General features: G+C 63.3%; 13 protein-coding genes. 11 read left to right on the top strand and 2 right to left on the bottom strand.

What is annotated here, in order from left to right; genetic code table 11:
* Positions 1–31 precede the first annotated feature (31 nt).
* Positions 32–991 (top strand): alpha/beta hydrolase, encoded by a 960-nt coding sequence (locus tag HWX91_RS28815; protein ID WP_028196564.1) that lies wholly within the window; start codon positions 32–34, stop codon positions 989–991.
* Between the two features lie 10 nt (positions 992–1,001).
* Here HWX91_RS28815 and HWX91_RS28810 read toward each other — a convergent pair whose 3' ends face one another.
* Both HWX91_RS28810 and ygfZ read right to left on the bottom strand, forming a co-directional pair.
* Entirely contained in the window at positions 1,002–1,865 is an 864-nt protein-coding gene (locus HWX91_RS28810; protein ID WP_028196563.1) for an NRDE family protein, read from the bottom strand.
* Between the two features lie 88 nt (positions 1,866–1,953).
* Complete coding sequence (ygfZ, locus tag HWX91_RS28805; protein ID WP_028196562.1) at positions 1,954–3,051, bottom strand: CAF17-like 4Fe-4S cluster assembly/insertion protein YgfZ; 1,098 nt, start codon at positions 3,049–3,051, stop codon at positions 1,954–1,956.
* 78 nt (positions 3,052–3,129) lie between these two features.
* On the opposite strand from ygfZ, the gene mltG reads away from it, so the two are divergent.
* The 10 genes from mltG (at position 3,130) to HWX91_RS28755 (ending at position 13,134) form a co-directional block, all read left to right on the top strand.
* On the top strand, positions 3,130–4,140 hold the full coding sequence (gene mltG, locus HWX91_RS28800) for an endolytic transglycosylase MltG (RefSeq protein WP_028196561.1): 1,011 nt from the start codon (positions 3,130–3,132) through the stop codon (positions 4,138–4,140).
* The gene (gene tmk / locus HWX91_RS28795) at positions 4,140–4,760 is read left to right on the top strand and encodes a dTMP kinase (RefSeq protein ID WP_028196560.1); all 621 of its coding nucleotides are present in this window, start codon (positions 4,140–4,142) and stop codon (positions 4,758–4,760) included. Before mltG ends, tmk begins: the two co-directional genes overlap by 1 nt.
* Positions 4,761–4,853: 93 nt before the next feature.
* The gene (locus HWX91_RS28790) at positions 4,854–5,888 is read left to right on the top strand and encodes a DNA polymerase III subunit delta' (RefSeq protein WP_028196559.1); all 1,035 of its coding nucleotides are present in this window, start codon (positions 4,854–4,856) and stop codon (positions 5,886–5,888) included.
* A gap of 109 nt (positions 5,889–5,997) precedes the next feature.
* Positions 5,998–6,519: a GNAT family N-acetyltransferase gene (locus tag HWX91_RS28785; RefSeq protein WP_028196558.1), complete on the top strand. Its 522-nt coding sequence runs from the start codon at positions 5,998–6,000 to the stop codon at positions 6,517–6,519.
* A gap of 58 nt (positions 6,520–6,577) precedes the next feature.
* Positions 6,578–7,369: a TatD family hydrolase gene (locus HWX91_RS28780; protein WP_028196557.1), complete on the top strand. Its 792-nt coding sequence runs from the start codon at positions 6,578–6,580 to the stop codon at positions 7,367–7,369.
* Between the two features lie 52 nt (positions 7,370–7,421).
* A complete protein-coding gene (locus HWX91_RS28775; protein ID WP_028196556.1) occupies positions 7,422–8,162 on the top strand; it encodes an ankyrin repeat domain-containing protein in 741 nt (246 codons plus the stop codon).
* 237 nt (positions 8,163–8,399) lie between these two features.
* On the top strand, positions 8,400–8,756 hold the full coding sequence (locus HWX91_RS28770; protein WP_028196555.1) for a Rap1a/Tai family immunity protein: 357 nt from the start codon (positions 8,400–8,402) through the stop codon (positions 8,754–8,756).
* 404 nt (positions 8,757–9,160) lie between these two features.
* On the top strand, positions 9,161–10,573 hold the full coding sequence (otsA, locus tag HWX91_RS28765; protein ID WP_028196554.1) for an alpha,alpha-trehalose-phosphate synthase (UDP-forming): 1,413 nt from the start codon (positions 9,161–9,163) through the stop codon (positions 10,571–10,573).
* A 73-nt stretch (positions 10,574–10,646) separates the two neighbouring features.
* Positions 10,647–11,813 carry an AAA family ATPase gene (locus HWX91_RS28760; protein WP_028196553.1) on the top strand — a complete coding sequence of 389 codons (1,167 nt, stop codon included), beginning with the start codon at positions 10,647–10,649 and terminating at the stop codon, positions 11,811–11,813.
* Positions 11,814–12,066: 253 nt separating this feature from the next.
* Entirely contained in the window at positions 12,067–13,134 is a 1,068-nt protein-coding gene (locus HWX91_RS28755; RefSeq protein WP_028196552.1) for a glycosyltransferase family 4 protein, read from the top strand.
* Positions 13,135–13,226: the final 92 nt, after the last annotated feature.

Below are 13,226 nucleotides of genomic sequence, written 5' to 3'. Positions count from 1 at the left end.
TGCCCAGCGCCCACGCGCCGCCAGAAACCCAATGCCGCTGAATCCGAAGATCGAGCAGATACTCGACATGATCGCGCGGGCGAAACGCCCGCAGCTTCACGAGATGAGCCCGCAACAGGCGCGTGCGTCCTATGAGAAAAGCGCACCGATTCTGGAGATCGCAAGCGCACCCATGTTCGGGGTCGAAGACCTGAGCGTGCCGACGCGCGACGGCGCGGCGATTCGCGCGCGTCTTTATCAACCTGTCGAGCCGAGCTGGGCCGAGCCGATGCCGGCGCTGGTGTATTTTCACGGCGGCGGCTTCACGGTCGGCAGTGTCGATACGCACGACGCGTTGTGCCGGATGTTCGCGCGCGACGGGCGTTGTGCGGTGCTGTCGGTCGATTACCGGCTCGCGCCCGAGTACAAATTCCCCACCGCCGTTGAAGACGCATTCGATGCATTGACGTGGCTGCACGCGCATGCCACCGAATATGGAATCGACGCAGAGCGGCTGGCCGTGGGCGGCGATAGCGCGGGCGGCACCCTGGCCGCGGTGTGTGCGGTCCTCGCACGCGATGCGGGCATCAAGCTGATGCTGCAATTGCTGATCTATCCGGGCGCCACCGGCCACCAGCAAACCGATTCGCACGCGCGCCTCGCCGACGGCTTCCTGCTGTCGGGCGAGACGATTCAATGGTTCTTCGATCAATACGTGCGCGATAAGAGCGACCGCGACGACTGGCGTTTCGCGCCGCTCGACGGCACGCGTGGGGCGCCCGATTTCAGCGGCCTCGCACCGGCATGGATCGCGACCGCCGAATACGATCCCTTAAGCGACGAGGGCGATGCGTATGCGGAAAAATTGCGCGCGGCGGGCAATCAGGTCACCCTGAAGCGCTATCCCGGCATGATTCACGAGTTCTTCAAGATGGGCGGCTACGTCCCCGATGTCGCGCGGGCGCACTCGGATGCCGCCGCGGCATTGCGGGTGGCATTCGGCGTCGAATGATCGCCGTGCCTCAGGCAATCTCGCGTTCAACGTTGAACGCAAAGCTTCGCTCGAAGTCGCCGGGCCGCACGATCCGGTGCGAGCCGTTGTCGTCGCTGCGTTCCGCCGCCGCTACGCTGATAACCTCGCCATGCGCGACCACGCGCACCGCGGTCGTGCCGCGCGTGCCGTACTCCGGCGTTTCGATGAACGCCGCCGACAAGGCACGCTCTCGTTCGAGCGGAATGCCGGTGGACGGCAGTTCGTCATCGCGCGCGAGACGTGGATCGCGCATCAGATCGATCAGGCGTTCGAGCGGCGGCATCGCGTCGCGCGTGAGCATCGTGGCCAGTTCGGTGCGTTTCTTGACCAGCTTCGGCCATGCGGTGTCGAGCACCGCATTCGAGATGCCATGCGTGCCCGGCGCGAGCAGCGTGGGCGCGATGTTCGAGCGGTTGCAATACCAGCCGAGCTCGCGGCGCGTCCAGTCGCCGACCAGCAGATTGAAGCCGTTGTAGATCTCGCCGGTTTGCGCGACGTGTTGCAGATAGCCGAGTGGCGTTTCGTGCCGGCCCTTGCTGTTGACCTTGCCGTTGGCCGCGCCTTGCGCGGAGCCGGTGAGCCAGTCGCTGACCAGCGTGCCGCGGGTAGGCGCATCGGCGCGCATTTCATGTGGCGCGCGGTAATTGGTCAGCGCGGCGAAGCGGCCGTCGCGCGACATGCCGAGCCATGTGCCGCCGCCCACCAGATCGCGGCCGGCCAGTACGGTCGGCGCGTCATGCCACCAACTGATCGGTTCGGCGGTGCGGCGGAAGAATTCGTCGCGATTCGCCGCGAGTGTGAAGAGCGGCCCGTCGAGCGCATCGGGTCGCCAGTCGAAAACGATCAGGCACATCGGGGGCAGTCTCCCGGTGAGGGCGGTGGAGGAGCCGGAGCAATAAAAAAAGCGGCGCCTGATTGCTGCGCCGCTGCGGTTCGGATGCTTAGACTTCGGTAGGCAAGCCGTATGGCAACGGCAGGAACGTCAGTGCCGGACCGTCCGCCGCGCCAAGGTGCACCGAGCCGCCTTCGAGCGCCGCCAGCTTGATCTCCACCAGCACGTCGACACCACCTTCCGGCGCCGACGCCGCGTTCACCACCATGCCGCACGGCTGGCCCGGATCGTCCGAGTGAAACAACTCCACGCCGGCCTTGACCGTATCCAGTTCACCCGCCACGTTCGCGAGCGAGGTGCGCCGCTTGATCGTACCGCGATACTGGCTGCGGGCCACCACTTCCTGACCGGGATAGCAGCCTTTGCGGAAATTGACCGCGCCTAGTACGTCGAAATTGACCATTTGCGGCACGAACTGCTCAACCACCGGTTGAGTGATGCGCGGCTCGCCGGCACGAATGTCGAGCCAATCCCATACCGCCGGCGACACGCGTTTCAACTTTTCGTCGAGCATCGGCAGATGCGCTTCGATCGCGGCCTTCGGGCCGATCCACAGATAGCGCAACCGGCCGAGCGCGTCCGGCACGCGAATCAGCGAGCCCGCCGTGCCGTCTACCTGCACATGCACGCCGTCGGGCAGCGCGTCGAACACGCCGGAAAGCGCTTTGCGCACGTCGCCCGCGAGGCCCACTACCGCCAGTTCGCCGCTCGCGTCCGCCAGTTTTGCCTTGGCGCGCAGGACGAACATGGACAGCCGCTTCTGCACGGCGGCCTGCAGATCCTTCGACACCAGCAGGCGGATCGTCTCGCCCGTGCGCCACGTCAGCAACGACGCCAGCAGCCGGCCCTTGGCCGAGCAATAGCCCGCGAGGCGCGCATTGGCGGCATCGAGATGCTGGGTGTCGTTGGTCAACTGACCATGCAGGAAGCTCGCCGCGTCGTCGCCGGTCGCGTCGATCACGCCGAACTGCGTGAGCGGCATGTAGGCGCCTTCCTGGATGACGGCGTCGAATTCATCGGCGGCGGGGCGTGGCAGCGTAGGGAGTGCGGCAGACGCGGCAGCGTGCGCCGTGGCCACAGCGCCGGAGGGCGCAACTGCAGGAGTGACGGAGGGCGTGCCTGAAGCGGTAGCGAGCGGTGTGTTCATGGATTCCGAGAACAGTCAATTCTGACTTTAGCTAAGGCAAACAAGTATTATATGAGGTCCAACCCAGCCACGTTTCGCATGTCCCTTCTGAAGAAATGTTTCGTCGCCGGCTCAATTGTCATTGTGCTGGCCGCAGCCGCAATCGCAGGCGGATATCACTGGGCCACCAGTCCACTCGATTTGACCCCCGCGCAACTCGACGTCACCGTCAAACCGCATAGCAGCCTGCGCAGCGTCACGCTGCAGCTGATTCGCGGCGGCGTGCCGGTCGAGCCTGAACTGTTCGTGCTCATGACGCGCCTGCTCGGGCTGCAAAGCGAGCTGAAATCCGGCAACTACGAGTTCAAGACGGGCGTCACGCCATACGAAGTGCTGCAGAAAATCGCCCGGGGCGACGTCAACGAATACGTGGCGACCATTATCGAAGGATGGACTTTCAAGCGCATGCGGGCCGAACTGGACGCCAATCCGGCGCTCAGGCACGACACGGCCGGCATGAGCGATACCGACCTGATGAACGCGATCAACGCGCCGGAAGCATCGATCGGCAATGGCGAAGGGCTGTTCTTCCCGGACACCTATCTGTTCGACAAGAACACCAGCGATCTGGACATTTATCGCCGCGCGTACCGTCTGATGCGGCAACGGCTGGACGAAGCGTGGGCCGCGCGGGCGCCGAACCTGCCGTACAAGACCCCGTATGATGCGTTGACGATGGCGTCGATCATCGAAAAGGAAACCGGCAAGCCAACGGACCGGCCGATGGTGGCGGCGGTATTCGCGAACCGTCTGCGCGTAGGCATGCCGCTGCAAACCGACCCCACCGTGATCTACGGCATGGGCGACAGCTACACCGGCCGCATCCGCAAGAAGGACCTGCAGACCGACACTCCCTACAATACGTACACCCGGATGGGGCTTCCGCCAACGCCCATCTCGCTGCCCGGTGTCGCATCGCTGCAGGCGGCGATGAACCCGGCGCAATCCACCGCGCTGTACTTCGTATCGCGCGGCGACGGCAGCAGTATCTTTTCTGACACCCTCGGCGATCACAACAAGGCCGTGGACAAATATATTCGAGGGCAATGATGGCGCGGGGCAAATTCATAACGTTTGAGGGCATCGACGGTGCCGGCAAGACCACCCATCTGAGCTGGTTTCGCGAGCGCCTCGAAGAGAAGGTGGCGAGCACCGGCCGCTCGGTCGTGATGACGCGCGAGCCGGGTGGCACGGCGCTCGGCGAACAGATTCGCGAGATCGTCCTGCATCAGAAGATGGACCTCGAAACCGAGGCATTGCTGATGTTCGCGCTGCGCCGCCAGCATCTGGCCGAAGTGATCGAGCCGGCGCTGGCGCGCGGCGACTGGGTGCTGTCCGACCGTTTCACGGATGCGACCTTCGCCTATCAGGGCGGCGGCCGTGGCCTGCCGCGCGACAAGCTGGAAACGCTTGAGCGCTGGGTGCAGGGCGGTTTCCAGCCGGACCTGACCGTGCTGTTCGACCTGGCGCCGGAAATCGCCAACGAACGCCGCAGTGCCGCGCGCGATCCAGACCGTTTCGAAAGCGAATCGGAGGCGTTTTTCAACCGCACCCGTACCGAATATCTGCGCCGCGCGGAAGAAGCGCCGTACCGGTTCGCTATCATTGACTCTTCGCAGAGCATCGTGCGAATTCAGAAGCAACTTGAAGAATTGATTGCAGTTCTTTGATTTTAAAAGAATATAATTCTGACTCATAACATCGATGAAGTTCGCCTTCTGTCTTAGAAGGCGTCGTCAATCGATTGATTTAAAAGAGAAACGATGATTTATCCGTGGCAAGCCGACGACTGGAATCGCCTGCAGCAGTTGCGTGGACATTGGCCGCACGCGTTGTTGCTGCATGGGCAGGCAGGGATCGGCAAGTTGCGCTTCGCGCAGCACCTCGCCCAAGGACTCCTGTGTGAAGCTCAGCAGGCCAACGGCGAGCCCTGCGGCACGTGCGTGGCATGCAACTGGTTCACGCAGGGCAATCATCCGGACTATCGGATTGTCGTCCCCGAGGCGCTGGCTGCCGAAGCGGGTCTCGCCAATGCCGCGGACGAAAAAGCCGAGAAGGCCGAAGGCGACGAAGGCAAGAAGACCCGTGCGCCCAGCAAGGAAATCAAGATCGAGCAGATTCGCGGGCTGCTCGATTTCGTCGGCGTCGGTTCGCACCGTGGCGGTGCGCGGGTGGTGGTGTTGTATCCCGCCGAGGGCCTGAACATTGCCGCGGCCAACGCCCTCCTGAAAACGCTCGAAGAACCGCCGGCGGGTGTGGTGTTCCTGATGGTGTCGGCGCGCATCGACCGTCTGCTGCCCACGATTATCAGCCGTTGCCGCCAATGGCCCATGACGATGCCCGCGCCGGAGGTCGCCACGAAGTGGCTCGCCGCGCAAGGCGTCGCCGAAGCTCCCGCGCTGCTCGCCGAGGCCGGCGGTGCGCCGCTCACGGCCCTTGCACTGGCGAGCGACGAGAACCGCACGCTGCGTGACTGGACTCTGAAGCAACTGGCCGCCGGCGCCGAATGCGACGCCTTTGCCTGCGGCGAGGCGCTGCAGAAGCTGCCGGTGCCGCTGGTGCTCGGCTGGTTGCAGCGCTGGATGTACGATTTGCTGGCGCAGCGCACGGCCGGCGCGCCGCGCTATTTTCCGCAGGCGTCGACGGCGTTGTCGCGCTGCGCATCGCAAGCCGACGCCAGCGCGTTCGCGCGTTTCATGCGCACCGTGACGCGCCAGCGCGCGGTCGAGAACCACCCGCTGAATGCGCGTCTGGTGTTTGAAGAACTGTTTATTGGTTATCGCGAGCTATTCGCATAAGTCTTTTGATGCCGGACGATTTGCTCAGGGCGGGGCGCTTTACCGCGTTGTGCCGCTTCGTGCATCCGTCCGTTGATTCGATTCGTATCCCACCTCACGTCCAAGCACCATGAGCCTTTCTTACCGCGATGCCACGTTCGACGATCTGCCCGCGATCGTCGCCATCTACAACTCGACCGTGCCGTCGCGGCAAGTCACCGCCGATCTCGAGCCGGTGAGCGTCGAAAGCCGTCTGGCCTGGTTTCATGCCCATGGCCCGCAAAAGCGTCCGCTGTGGGTGGTGGAAGATGAGCAACATCCCGGCCGTGTGATCGCATGGCTGAGCTTCTCGGATTTCTACGGGCGCCCGGCCTATCTGCGTACCGCCGAAGTCAGTATCTATCTGGACGAGAGCGCGCGCGGCAAGGGGCTCGGCAAGCAGTTGCTGGCGGCTTCGCTCGCGGCGGCGCCGGCGCTCGGCATCGACACCGGGCTGGGTTTTATCTTCGGCCACAATGAAGCAAGCCTGCGCCTGTTCCGCAGCTTTGGTTTCGACACGTGGGGATCGCTGCCGCGCGTCGCGGTGCTGGACGGCGTGGAGCGCGATCTGGTGATTCTCGGCAAACGGCTCGACACGGCAACTGCGGTCTGATTTGCAGCCGGACTGACGGCCAGATTCACCCCACGCTATTTATCAGCAGGACATCATCATGTTTGTCGATTCGCACTGCCATATCAACTTCGAAGGACTCGCCGACCGTCTGCCACAGGTGCTCGAGAACATGCGCAGCCATTCGGTCACGCATGCGCTATGCGTCTCGGTTGACCTGGAGACGCTGCCGTCCGTGCTGGAGATCGCCAGCCGGCACGAGAACGTGTTCGCGTCGGTCGGGGTGCACCCGGATCACGAGGACATGCGCGAGCCGAGCCTCGCTGAGCTCATCGAACTGGCCGCGCATCCTAAGGTGGTCGCGATCGGCGAGACCGGTCTCGATTACTACCGTCTGGAAGGCCGCACGATCGCCGACATGGAGTGGCAGCGCGAGCGTTTCCGTACCCATATCCGCGCGGCGCACGCCACCGGGAAGCCGCTGATCATCCACACGCGTTCGTCCGCGGAAGATACGTTGCGCATCATGGCCGAGGAGCGCGCGAGCGAGCCGGGCGGCGTCATGCATTGCTTCACCGAGCCGTGGGCGGTTGCCGAGCAGGCGCTGGCCCAGAATTTTTACATTTCGCTGTCGGGCATTGTCACGTTCAAGAGCGCGACCGACGTGCAGGATGTTGCGCGCCGCGTCCCGCTCGATCGTTTGCTGATCGAAACCGACTCGCCGTACCTCGCACCGGTGCCGTATCGCGGCAAGCCTAATGAACCTGCGTACGTAAGTTATGTCGGACGCTTCATCGCGCAACAACGCGACATACCGGCTACGGCGCTGGCCGCCGCCACGACAGAAAACTTCTTCCGGCTTTTCAAGATCCCTTCGCCGGCCGGCGTGTGATTTACAAAGTTTTTATATATCAATAGGATAGGGACGTTTCCTAAAGCAGAATATGACAAATTACTCGACTTCGACCGTGGTGTTGCAAGAGACTTCAGCAGTGCAAACGGCCCTCGGCTCGGCGCGCCGCAGCGCGTCGCGCCTTGCGTTGGCCGCCGCGCTCGTCTGCGCTGCGCTGACTTCGCTGGTCGCGGCTCCGGTTCAGGCCGCGCCGATCGACTCGCTCATCAAGTCGGTTAAATTCGACGACGTCGACGGTGTCAACAAACTGCTTGCCAAGGGTATGGACCCGAACAGCGTCGACAACCAGGGCTACCCGCTGCTGGTGATCGCCGCGCGCGAGAAGTCGGACAAGGTGGGCGCCGCGCTGCTCGCCAATCCGAAGACCAACATCGAGATCCAGGACAAGGCCGGCGAGAACGCGATGATGATGGCCGCGCTGAACGGCGATCTTGACTTCGTCAACCTGCTGATCGCGAAGGATGCAGAAGTCAACAAGAAGGGCTGGGCGCCGCTGCACTACGCGGCGGCGAACGGCCACGACGACATCGTCAAGGTACTGCTCGATCATTCGGCTTATGTCGACGCCGGCTCGCCGAATGGCACCACGCCGCTGATGATGGCCGCACGCGGCGGTCATGTGTCGACGGTAAAGTTGCTGCTCGACAACGGCGCGGACCTCACGGTGAAGAATCAGATCGGCTTGACCGCGCTCGATTTCGCAAAGACCTACAAGGAGCCGGACGTGGTCGAGGGACTCACGGCGCGCCTGCAGCAAATGCAGCAGAAGTGAACTGAGTGGAGAGCCGGTGCGCCGCGCTTCGGCACACCGGCTGCCGCAATATGGAACTCGCCGGCCACCGGAGTGCCGGCCACCGGAATGCCGGCCACCAAATTTGACTGAAGATAGCGGTGCCGGCATGCCTGCCGCTCCGCAAAACAGTGCAGAATGACGACTTGGCGCGCTACGAGGCGCGCCGGTTCGATGCGGCGCAAGACCGCCTGATAAACGACCCTGGAAAGGAACACCATGCTGCGGGCCTTGATTTTCGCCAGCGCGCTTGCCGTCCCCCTGTCGGCAGCCGCGTTTACGGGAGGCGACCTCAACAAGCTTTGCACGAAGACCGATGTGGCTTCGCGCAGTGCGTGCGCCGCCTATATCGAAGGCGCCGCCGACGGCATCTTCAACACGATCGACGCAATCGGCGGCACGACCGGGCCGCGCGTCGGCCAGTACTTCTGCCTTCCGCCGGACGCACGCTCGGCGCAACTCACCGACGCGGTGCGCAAGTACATCGCGGACAACCCGATCGTTGCGGGCTATAACGCCAGCACGGCAATCTCGTTGGGGCTCGGTAAGGCATTTCCTTGCAAGAGCGGCAACTGAGTCTGTCGTTGCGGCGAATCTGATGTGAATCGCGGCTGACGCCTGCGCCACGTGCCCGAATCGGGCACGTCACACGGATTGGCTGGCGCATGTATGGAAATGCGCTTGCGTGCCGGGTCAAAGCCGGCCGTTCGCCTTCGGACGCGACTGCTCCAGGCAGCTTTCCCCCAATCCACGACGCACAACACGTCCGCCCCACGCGAAAATGACTGCAACCGACCGGGCGCCGAAGCAGTCGAACTGTCGATTGAACTTATCAAACTGACACGGCGTCGCCTGCTTTACCCGCTTCGGGTCCTCAAAATGCTACAGCGTCCGGAATGTCACAACCGGCGCCACAAGCAGATGCCGCAAGCGCGTGATAGGCGAACCCCGTGCCGTACGAACCAGGGAGGACTACCAACATGGGCCGACTGATCGTCGTGTCGAATCGTGTCGCAACGCCGACGGAAACCAAAGGGTCCGCGGGCGGACTCGCGGTCGGTGTATTCGGCGCGTTGAAAGATGCGGGAGGCGTGTGGTTCGGCTGGAGCGGCGACGTGGTGAGCGAGACGGTCGCCAATGCCGGGCCGACGCTGGAGCAGGACGGCGCGGTGACCTTCGCGACCGTCGGCCTTACGCGCAAGGATTACGACCAGTACTACCGCGGCTTCTCGAACGCCACACTATGGCCGGTGTTCCACTACCGCAACGATCTCGCGCGATACGAGCGCGAAGAATACGCGGGCTACCGGCGCGTCAACGCATGGCTTGCGCACAAGCTGATCAAGCTGCTCGAACCCGACGACGTGATTTGGATCCACGACTACCATCTGATCCCGTTCGCCGAAGCGCTGCGTTCCGAAGGCATCACGAACCGCATCGGTTTTTTCCTGCACATTCCGTTTCCCGCGCCGCAGATCCTGCTCAACATTCCGCCGCACGAAGAGTTGGTGAAATCGCTGTCCTGCTATGACCTGCTAGGCTTTCAGACCGCCACCGACGAACTCGCCTTCCATGACTACGTGACACGCCACGCGCGCGGCACCGTGAGCGAGGGCAACCACGTCGAGGCCTTCGGCCGCAAGCTGCGCACGGGCGTCTATCGGATCGGCGTGTTCCCCGACGAAATCGCCGAACAGGCCAAACGCTACGAAAGCCGCCAGCACGTACTCGAACTGAAGCAGAGTCTGGAGGGCCGCAAGCTGATCATGAGCGTCGACCGGCTCGATTATTCGAAGGGGCTCGTCGAGCGTTTCCGTGCCTTCGAGCAATTGCTGGAGCGCTCGCCGGAATGGCGCGGCAACGTCACGCTGGTGCAGATCGCGCCGCCCACCCGCTCGGACGTCGCTACCTATCAGAAGATCCGCCAGGATCTCGAATACGAAGCGGGGCGCATCAATGGCCGTTATTCGGGCCTCGATTACACACCGATCCGCTATCTGAATCAGCAGTACGACCGCTGGAAGCTGATGTCGCTGTTTCGCGAGTCGCAGATCGGCTTTGTCACGCCCTTGCATGACGGTATGAACCTGGTGGCGAAGGAGTATGTCGCCGCGCAAAATCCCGACGATCCCGGCGTGCTAGTGTTGTCGATCTTCGCCGGCGCGGCGGCCGAGTTGAGCGGCGCGCTGCTGGTCAATCCACACGACGCGATCGGCATGTGCGAAGCCTTGCAGCGCGCGCTGCAAATGCCACTCGATGCGCGCCAGCGGCGTCACGAGATCAACATGGCGGCGCTGCGCAAGAACGATCTCGGTGTGTGGCGCGATACCTTCCTGAACGATTTGCGCAGCGTGCCTATGCAGAAACCAGGCAAAGGCGGCGGACATAACTAATGATATTGATGCGTTTGAACGAAGTTGTTTTACCGAAGGTCCGACGGCGCCTGCCGGCCCGAAAGGCGGCCGCATGCTGAGAACCCTGGCAATCGCGGGGTACCGGTCGCTACGCGAGTTGGTCGTGCCGCTCGGGCAGTTGAATGTGATCACGGGCGCGAATGGCAGCGGGAAATCGAGTGTGTATCGCTCGCTGCGCCTGCTGGCCGAAACTGCGCGCGGCGGCGTGATTACGTCGCTGGCGCGTGAGGGTGGCTTGCAGTCCACGTTGTGGGCCGGGCCCGAACGCTTCTCGCGTGCAGTGCTGGCCGGCGAGTTGCCGGTGGAGGGCACGCGCCGCAAAGATCCGGTGAGCTTGCGGCTCGGCTTTTCCGGCGACGAGTTCGGTTACGCGATCGATCTGGGCTTGCCGCCACTCGATAAGGCGACCTGGTTTCCACTCGACCCCACGATCAAACGCGAGTGCATCTGGAGCGGTCCGGTGCTGCGTCCATCGGCCTTGCTGGTCGACCGGCACGGCGCGACGCTGCGCACGCGTGACGAGCAGGGCGACTGGCAAACCATTCCTCAGCCTGTCGCCAGTTTCGACAGCATGATGACGGAGTTCTCCGACCCGCGGACCGCCCCCGAAATGATCACCGTGCGCGAGCAGATCCGCTCGTGGCGCTTTTACGACCACTTCCGCACCGACGCCGAAGCGGCTGCGCGTCTGCCGCAGATCGGCACGCACACGCCGGTGCTGTCTGACGACGGTGCGGACCTTGCCGCGGCCTTGCAAACGATCCGCGAGATCGGCGACCCCGTGGCGCTCGACGCCGCCATCGACGACGCCTTTCCCGGCTCACGCCTCGATGTCACCACGCAGGACGGCCGCTTCGAAGTGTCGATGCAGCAGCATGGCTTGCTGCGGCCGCTCAAGGGCGCGGAACTCTCGGACGGCACTTTGCGCTATCTGCTGCTGGTGGCCGCGCTGCTCACGCCGCGTCCGCCCGCGCTGCTGGTGCTGAACGAACCGGAGACGAGCTTGCATCCGGACCTGCTGCCGGCATTGGCACGCCTGATCGCGCGGGCTTCCGCGCATTCCCAGGTGCTGGTTGTGTCGCACGCGGCGCGGCTGATTGCGGCGCTCGAGCGGGAGGACGGCAGTCAGTCGATCGTCCTTGAGAAGCACTTTGGCGCGACGCGCATCGCCGATGCGGACGATCGCGATCTGCCGGCCTGGAAATGGCCGGCGCGTTAACCGGCGCGCAGTGGATAATAGGCGCGTCGTGGGATGTAAGCTGAATGTAACAGCACACAGGAATTGCAAAGCCAAGGGCTTTTTGTGACACCCTGATGAATAATGCTTTGATACGGATGGTGCAGGCGAACGCCTGGCGTTCGCCGCATTGATGGAGAAGTTGGAGAAGTGGTGGAGAAGGACGGTGCTGAGCTGTTTAGCGCCGCTGACGTGCACCGCCATCAGCGCAAGCCGTCAGTTCACGGAGACAAATATGAAGATTGCGCAGATCGCCCCCTTGACCGAATCGGTGCCGCCAAAGCTCTACGGCGGCACGGAACGTGTCGTGTCTTACATCACCGAGGCGCTTGTCGAGCTCGGCCATGACGTGACGCTGTTCGCGAGCGGTGATTCCGTCACGAGCGCCAAGCTCGAAGCCGTATGGCCGCGCGCGCTGCGGCTGGACCCAGGGATCCGCGATCGCATCGCGCCCCACATGCTGTTGATGGAACTGGTGCGCCGCCAGGCCGAAAACTTCGACGTGCTGCATTTTCACCTCGACTACTACTCGTTTTCGGTCTTCAAGCGCCAGGAGACGCCCTTCGTTACGACCATGCATGGGCGCCTCGACCTGCCCGAGCAGCAACCGGTATTCGACACCTTCAACACCGCGCCGGTGATCTCGATTTCGAACGCGCAGCGCCATCCATTGCCGCAGGCCAAGTGGCTTACCACCGTCTATCACGGCTTGCCGGAGCAGCTCTACACGCCGCAACCGGTCGAGCAAAAGTACCTCGCGTTCCTCGGCCGCATCTCGCCGGAAAAACGGGTCGATACCGCGATCCGGATTGCCGGGCGCTGCGGAATGCCCATCCGGATCGCCGCGAAAGTGGATGCCGCCGACCGCGAATATTTCGAGCGCGAAATCCGGCCGTTGCTGGACTTGCCGCATGTCGAGTTCATCGGCGAAATTGCGGATGATCAGAAGGCCGAATTTCTATCGGGCGCCCATGCGCTGCTCTTCCCGATCGACTGGCCAGAGCCGTTCGGTCTGGTGATGATCGAGTCCATGGCGTGCGGCACGCCGGTGATCGCGTTTAACCGCGGCTCGGTGCCGGAAGTGCTGGACGACGGGGTGACAGGCTTCATCGTCGAAGATGAGATCGGCGCGGTGGCGGCCGTCAACCGCCTGCATAAGATGCCGCGGGCGGGTGTGCGGCAACGTTTTGAAGAGCGCTTTACGTCACACCGCATGGCGCAACAGTATGTGGACGCGTATCAGTCGGTGATTCGCGCACAGAAGCGTTCGCGCTTCAAGGTGATCGATACGTCGGGGAGCTGAGCGGCGTGGCTCGCGTGGCGTGCGTGGCTTATGCGATTCGCGCTGCGCAATGAAAAAGAACGGCGACGTGCAATGCGCATCGCCGTTTTTTA

The organism is Paraburkholderia fungorum (assembly GCF_902833645.1).
Classification (GTDB): Bacteria; Pseudomonadota; Gammaproteobacteria; order Burkholderiales; family Burkholderiaceae; genus Paraburkholderia; species Paraburkholderia fungorum.
This window is presented reverse-complemented; position numbering and strand designations above follow the sequence as displayed.